Source organism: Anaerotignum sp., assembly GCF_045122575.1.
GTDB lineage: Bacteria > Bacillota > Clostridia > Lachnospirales > Anaerotignaceae > Anaerotignum_A.
In genome coordinates, this window is sequence record NZ_JBGVHV010000106.1 from 44834 (window position 1) to 51789 (window position 6956).

The window sequence follows — 6956 nt, forward strand, 5'->3', positions numbered from 1 at the left end:
GAAATGTTTTTTGAAAAACTGACGGAAGAACAGATCAGAGAAGTCATGAATGTGATTTCCGATGACGGCGAATTGACGATCCTGAAGATCCGTACATACGATCAGAGCTTTGAAGATGCGGTTGCGGTGTCCAATGTGCCTGAGGTAACGGCAAAGTTTAGGGAGGATATCGAAACATATCAGCTGTATGATTATAATATCCGCGGCAAAAACCGTGCCGGCGCAGGTTCTGACTATGTATACAGAAGTTTGATGTACAAATGGTTTGGCGATGAATATGCTATCAAATATTTATTGGAATTCTAAGGGAGGGAATAGAGATGTTTGTAAAGAAACTGAAAGACGATGAAATTTTACAGATCATGCGTGCTATTTCCGATCCCGAATGTGAGATCGTAAGCATTTTCCGAAAGGTAACAGATCCTGAGGTCATCATCAATTCTCAGGATATGGAAGAGCATTATGTGCTGCACGATTTTGATATCGAAGGGTTTGATTACCTGCCCGACGATGCAACCGTGACATACCGTAAGGAAATGCTGAAAATTTTTGGCGTAAAATATGCAGAAGATTATATGTTTAGGGGAACAAGATGAAAACAAGTGATTTTTACTTTGATCTGCCGGAAGAACTGATTGCTCAGGAACCCCTCAAGGACAGGGCTTCCAGCCGTCTGATGGTGGTACATAAAGACAGCGGCGAAAGAGAACACCGACATTTCAGAGATATCAAAGAATATTTAAAAGCAGGGGACTGCCTTGTGATTAATAATACAAAGGTACTTCCTGCCAGATTATATGGCGAACGCGTGGGCACAGGCGCAGCCATGGAGATCCTTCTTCTGGTGAGAAGAGATATGGATACATGGGAAGTGCTGGTGCGTCCCGGTAAAAAAGCCCGTCCCGGGGATAAAATCTCTTTTGGCGGCGGTAAACTGGTGGCGGAAGTGCTGGAGGTCATCGAAGGCGGCAACCGCATCATTAAATTCGAATATGAAGGTGTATTTGAAAACATTCTGGACGAACTGGGGGAAATGCCACTGCCTCCTTATATCACCCATAAACTGGAGGATAAAAACAGATATCAGACTGTTTATGCAGAACATGAAGGTTCTGCGGCAGCACCTACGGCAGGTCTGCATTTTACACCGGAACTGCTGCAGGAAATTCAGGATATGGGCGTGAAAGTGGCTCATGTGACCCTGCATGTGGGTCTGGGCACCTTCCGTCCGGTTAAGGTGGATAATGTGCTGGAGCATGAAATGCATTCTGAGTTTTATGTGGTAGAGCCGGAACAGGCGACGATCATGAATGAAACAAAGAAAAACGGAGGCCGTATCATCGCTGTCGGTACGACCAGCACCAGAACACTGGAATCTGTGACAGATGAAAACGGCATCATTCAGGCGAAAACCGGCTGGACAAAGATCTTTATCTATCCCGGGTACGAATTTAAAGCGGTGGACTGTCTGGTGACAAACTTCCACCTGCCCGAATCTACACTCATCATGCTGGTTTCTGCACTGATGGGCAAGGAACTGGTTATGGAATCCTATGAAGAAGCGGTAAAAGAAAGATATCGTTTCTTCTCCTTCGGGGATGCCTGCCTGTTTCTGGCAAAAAAATAAGCAATAAAAAATCCTTACTGCAAAAGCAGTAAGGATTTATTTTTTTGCGGATTAACCAATACCGCCGTTCAGTGCACCCAAGATCAGTACGATAAAGCAGATGGGGCAAAGTATATATTTGCACAGAGGATAGAACCATGTGAACATAGGCTTGTTTCTACCTTTGTTCACTTCGAATTCCACGAACTCTTTCTTGCAGAACCAGAAGAACATCACAGCAGCCAGACCAGCACCCAGAGGGCAGATGTAGATGGAGAGAACATCCATCCAGCCGGAAACGATGCCCTGAATCAGAATGGAAACCACTGCGCCGATGACACCAATGGTCAGGCAGGCGGGAATACGGCTGAAACCGAATTTTTCCTGAAGGGTAGCAATGGGTGTTTCATACAGATTCAGCAGGGAAGTCATACCTGCGAACAGAACAGCTACAAAGAAGATGATGGCGAAGATGGAACCGCCGGGCATGCTGTGGAACAGATTCGGCAGGAAGATAAACATCAGACCGGGGCCGCCCTGATCCAGCTGAGAACCTGCGGTTGCCATGGCAGGAATGATCACCAGCGCTGCCAGACAGGCTGCCAGTGTGTCGAAGAACGCAACACGGGCTGCAGAAGCAGGAATGTTTTCGTCGTCAGACAGATAAGAACCATAGATCACTGTGCCGTTGCCTGCAATGGACAGGGAGAAAAATGCCTGACCCAGCGCGTAGATCCATGTCATAGGATCTTTCAGAGCCACAGGATCCACACGGAAGATATATTTGTAACCTTCTGCGGAACCGGGCTGCAGGGCGATGTAGATCGCCAGTCCAACGAACAGAACGTAGAACAGAGGCATCATCACTTTGTTTGCTTTTTCAATGCCCTTGCCGATACCCAGCATGGTGATGGCCAGACAGATTACCAGTGCGCCGATCTGCCATGCATTGTTGCCAAATGCACTGGCCATGCCGCCGAAAGCGCCTGCATAACCGTCTACATCAGCATAAGCCAGTGTAGCGCCGGTAAATGTACCGACTGCATATTTCAGGATCCAGCCCATAACGACAGTATAACCAATGGCCATGGCCAGTGCGCCGACCATGGGGATCAGACCCAGTGCTTCCCCCAGACTGCGCTTGCCTTTGCTTTCCAGGGCCATACCGAAAGCATTTACAGGGCCGGAACGAGCCGCGCGGCCGAAGGCCATTTCGCCGATGACGCCGGTAGCACCGATCAGTACAACAAAGATGAAATAGGGGATGATGAAGGAACCGCCGCCATAGAGAGATACTCTGGTGGGGAACATCCAAAGGTTGCCCATACCTACGGCAGAGCCAACACACGCCAGAATAAACCCTAATCTGGTGGTAAAAGAATCACGATTTTTCATAAAGTTTCTCCTTTAACAATAAAAATACTTTGAGTAGTATAACATTTTTTTATGGGAAAAAACATACCAAAATGAAAAAAATCCTTATTTTTACTGGATTTTTGCAGATACACTGCTGTTTTCTTTTTGGTTGAAATAAACGAAAATCTGCTATAAAATAAATGCATGAAAAAGTGTAAAGGAAAGTCGGTGGAAAAATGGACTTATTTGAATATAATCGCAGTCTGCAGGGAGGAAAGGATGCCCCGCTGGCAGCTCGTATGCGTCCTGTGACACTGGAGGAATTTGTAGGACAGGAGCATATCGTCGGTAAGGGGAAATTGCTTTATCGTGCCATCAAAAGTGACAGATTAAGTTCTGTTATTTTCTATGGCCCTCCCGGTACGGGCAAAACCACACTGGCAAAGATCATTGCCAATACCACAAAAAGCAAATTCCGTCAGATCAATGCTACGACGGCAGGGATCAAGGATATCAAGGAAACGGTGGAAGATGCTAAGGCTGACTTGGGCATGTATGGTGCAAAGACGATTCTGTTCATTGACGAGATCCATCGTTTTAATAAGAGCCAGCAGGATGCCTTGCTGCCCCATGTGGAGGACGGTACGCTGGTTCTCATTGGTGCAACCACGGAAAATCCCTATTTTGAAGTAAATAAGGCGCTGGTTTCCCGTTCCATCGTCTTTGAACTGCGCCAGCTGGAGGATCAGGACATCAAACAGCTTTTGAGAAGAGCCCTGACCGATGTGGAAAAAGGGATGGGGGCTTATCATGCCGAAATGGATGAGGATGCTCTGTCTTTTCTTGCCAATACGGCCAATGGGGATGCCAGAACGGCTCTCAATGCGCTGGAGCTGGCTGTGCTGACCACAGAACCTTCCAAGGACGGCAGTATCCATATCACTTTGGAGGAAGCGCAGGAATGTATCCAGAAGCGGGCGCTGAATTATGATAAGGACGGGGACAATCACTACGATACCATTTCTGCCTTTATCAAGAGTATGCGCGGTTCTGACCCCGATGCGGCTCTATATTATCTGGCGAAAATGATCTATGCGGGGGAAGACCCCAAATTCATCGCCCGCAGAGTGGTGATCTGTGCTTCTGAAGATGTGGGGAATGCAGACCCCCATGCACTGCAGGTGGCTGTGGCGGCCATGGAAGCGGTCAATTTCATCGGTATGCCGGAAGGACGTATCCCGCTGGCGCAAGCCGTTTCCTATGTGGCCTGTGCGCCCAAAAGCAATGCGGCCTATCTGGGGATCGATAAGGCACTGAGTGATGTACGGAATATCCGCATCCGTACCGTTCCGCCTCATCTGAAGGATGCCCATTACAGCGGAGCGAAGGAACTGGAGCATGGCGTGGGCTATAAATATGCTCACGATTATCCCAATCATTATGTGGAACAGCAGTACCTTCCCGATGAATTGGTGGGTACTGTATACTATGCACCAACGGATAACGGGGTGGAACGCCGTATCAAGGAACATCTGCGCCGTCTGAAGGGGGAATAAAGGGTGTTTTATAGAAATCCCCTTGACTTTCCGTTTCTATATGATAGAATATTCATGTTATATTTATGAATGACTATGAAGATGAAAAGTATGCAGTGAAACTGCCCCAGAGAGAGCGTTCCATAGGCTGGAAGAATGCTTGGTGAGAGAAACTGCAGAAGTTCCCATCGGAGTCGGCTTTCTGAACGAATAGTAGGAAAGTCCGTTTCATGCACGTTACGCATTAGAGTGCCTGTAATAGCAGGAATTTGGGTGGTACCGCGAGCCTTCGTCCCTTTGTGTGACGAAGGCTTTTTCTAATTTTAAGGGGAAACCCTCAAATAAAGAGAGGAGAAAGAAAAAATGAAGGATAAGTTGAAACTGATCCAGGAAAAGGCACTGGCAGCATTCCAGGAAGCCAAGGAAATCAAAGACATTGACGAACTGAAAGTAAAATTCCTCGGCAAAAAAGGGGAACTGACAGCCATTCTGAAAGAAATGGGCAAACTGTCTGCAGAAGAAAGACCTGTCATCGGTCAGCTGGCAAATGAAGTAAGAGCAGAGATCGAAAAAATGCTGGAAGAAAGCAAAAAACGTCTGGAAGCAGCAGAAATGGCGATCCGTCTGGAAAAAGAAAAAATCGACGTAACTATGCCCGGTAAGGAAAGACCCGAAGGTCACAAACATCCCATGAGCATCGTTATCGATGAAATCAGCGAAATTTTCCGCGGCATGGGTTATGAAGTAGCAGACGGCCCTGAAGTGGAAAAAGACTACTATAACTTCGAAGCACTGAATATCCCTGCAAATCATCCCGCGAAGGATGAACAGGATACATTCTACATCAACGGCGATATCCTGCTGAGAACACAGACATCCCCTGTACAGGTTCGTACTATGGAAAAAGGCAAACTGCCTATTCGTATGGTATGTCCCGGTGCAGTTTACCGTTCCGACGAAGTAGACGCAACACACTCTCCCGTATTCCACCAGATGGAAGGTATGGTAATCGATAAGAACGTTACTATGGGTGACCTGAAAGGTGCGCTGGAAGTATTCGCGAAGGAACTGTTCGGCGAAAATACAAAAGTACGTTTCCGTCCTCATCACTTCCCCTTCACAGAACCTTCTGCTGAAATGGACGTAACATGCTTCGCTTGCGGCGGGGAAGGCTGCCGTGTATGCAAAGGCGAAGGCTATATCGAGCTGCTGGGCTGCGGCATGGTGCATCCCAAAGTTCTGAAAATGAGCGGCATTGATCCCGAAGAATACAGCGGTTTCGCTTTCGGTATGGGTCTGGAACGTGTAGCAATGCAGAGATACGGCATCACTGACCTGCGTCTGCTGTTCGAAAACGATGTAAAATTCCTGAAACAGTTCTGATAAATTAAAATTCAAATCGAAGGGAGAGTTAAATTCATGGACGTACCTATGTCTTGGATGAAAGAATATGCACCTGTAACAGCGGATATCAAAGATTTCGTGGAAGATATCACACTGACAGGTTCCAAAGTAGAAGGCTATGTAACTGTAGCCGGTGAAATCAAAAATGTAGTAACAGGTCTGATCAAAGAGATCGAAAGACACCCCGATGCAGATAAACTGGTGATCTGTAAAATCGACGCAGGTCAGGGCAGAGACCTGACTATCGTAACAGGCGCACCTAATGTAAAAGTAGGCGACTATGTGCCCGTTGCACTGGATAACTCCGTGATTGCAGGCGGTAAAGAAATCAAAACAGGCGAACTGCGCGGCGTAGTTTCCGAAGGCATGCTGTGTTCCGTAGAAGAACTGGGCTGCGATGCTCACGACTTCCCCGAAGCACCTGAATACGGCATCTATATCTTCCCCGAACCCGTTGAACTGGGTAAAGATATCGTAGAAGTGATGGATCTGAAAGATGAAGTAGTAGAATACGAAATCACATCCAACAGACCCGACTGCTTCTCCATTCTGGGTATCGCAAGAGAAGCTGCTGCAACTTATGATATTCCCTTCAATTATCCTGAAATCACTGTGAAAGAAGAAGCGGAAGGCAAAGCAGAAGACTTTGTGAAAGTTACAATCGAAAATCCCGAACTGTGCCCCAGATACGTGGCAAGAGTTGTGAAAAACGTAAAAATCGGTCCTTCTCCCAGATGGATGAGAAAGAGACTGCGTATGGCAGGTGTTCGCCCTATCAACAACATCGTAGATATTACAAACTATGTAATGATCGAAATGGGTCAGCCCATGCACGCATTCTCCATCGAAACAATCAAAGACAGCCACATCATCGTTAGAAACGCAAAAGAAGGCGAAAAAATCACAACACTGGACGGCGTAGAAAGAAATCTGGATCCTTCCATGCTGGTGATTGCAGACCCTGAAAAAGCAGTTGCCATCGCAGGTGTTATGGGCGGCGAAAATTCCATGATCGTAGAAGGTTCTCAGGCAGTTCTGTTTGAATCTGCAAACTT

General features: G+C 47.0%; 7 protein-coding genes and 1 other annotated feature. Of the genes, 6 read left to right on the forward strand and 1 reads right to left on the reverse strand.

All coding sequences use genetic code 11. The features are described 5' to 3' along the window. The first annotated feature begins 3 nt into the window (after window positions 1-3). The 3 genes from ACJMLT_RS04925 to queA are packed head-to-tail and all read left to right on the forward strand — an operon-like array spanning window position 4 to window position 1627. Complete coding sequence (locus ACJMLT_RS04925) at window positions 4-306, forward strand: hypothetical protein (RefSeq protein ID WP_405727458.1); 303 nt, start codon at window positions 4-6, stop codon at window positions 304-306. Window positions 307-320: 14 nt separating this feature from the next. Beyond that, complete coding sequence (locus tag ACJMLT_RS04930; RefSeq protein WP_405727461.1) at window positions 321-596, forward strand: hypothetical protein; 276 nt, start codon at window positions 321-323, stop codon at window positions 594-596. Continuing rightward, window positions 593-1627, forward strand: coding sequence for a tRNA preQ1(34) S-adenosylmethionine ribosyltransferase-isomerase QueA (gene queA / locus ACJMLT_RS04935; RefSeq protein ID WP_405727464.1), 1035 nt, complete (start codon window positions 593-595; stop codon window positions 1625-1627). The genes ACJMLT_RS04930 and queA overlap by 4 nt, the downstream gene beginning before the upstream one ends. Before the next feature lie 51 nt (window positions 1628-1678). On the opposite strand, the gene ACJMLT_RS04940 is transcribed toward queA, so the two are convergent. Next, complete coding sequence (locus tag ACJMLT_RS04940; protein ID WP_405727467.1) at window positions 1679-3001, reverse strand: sodium-dependent transporter; 1323 nt, start codon at window positions 2999-3001, stop codon at window positions 1679-1681. A 197-nt stretch (window positions 3002-3198) separates the two neighbouring features. On the opposite strand from ACJMLT_RS04940, the gene ACJMLT_RS04945 reads away from it, so the two are divergent. The 3 genes from ACJMLT_RS04945 to pheT form a co-directional block, all read left to right on the forward strand. Continuing rightward, window positions 3199-4518: an AAA family ATPase gene (locus tag ACJMLT_RS04945; RefSeq protein ID WP_405727470.1), complete on the forward strand. Its 1320-nt coding sequence runs from the start codon at window positions 3199-3201 to the stop codon at window positions 4516-4518. Between the two features lie 66 nt (window positions 4519-4584). Then, window positions 4585-4797 (forward strand) — a binding site (T-box leader). Window positions 4798-4860: 63 nt separating this feature from the next. Further along, window positions 4861-5880 (forward strand): phenylalanine--tRNA ligase subunit alpha, encoded by a 1020-nt coding sequence (gene pheS, locus ACJMLT_RS04950; protein ID WP_405727473.1) that lies wholly within the window; start codon window positions 4861-4863, stop codon window positions 5878-5880. Between the two features lie 36 nt (window positions 5881-5916). Then, window positions 5917-6956: phenylalanine--tRNA ligase subunit beta (pheT, locus tag ACJMLT_RS04955; protein ID WP_405727476.1), on the forward strand; the 1040-nt coding region annotated here is incomplete at its 3' end.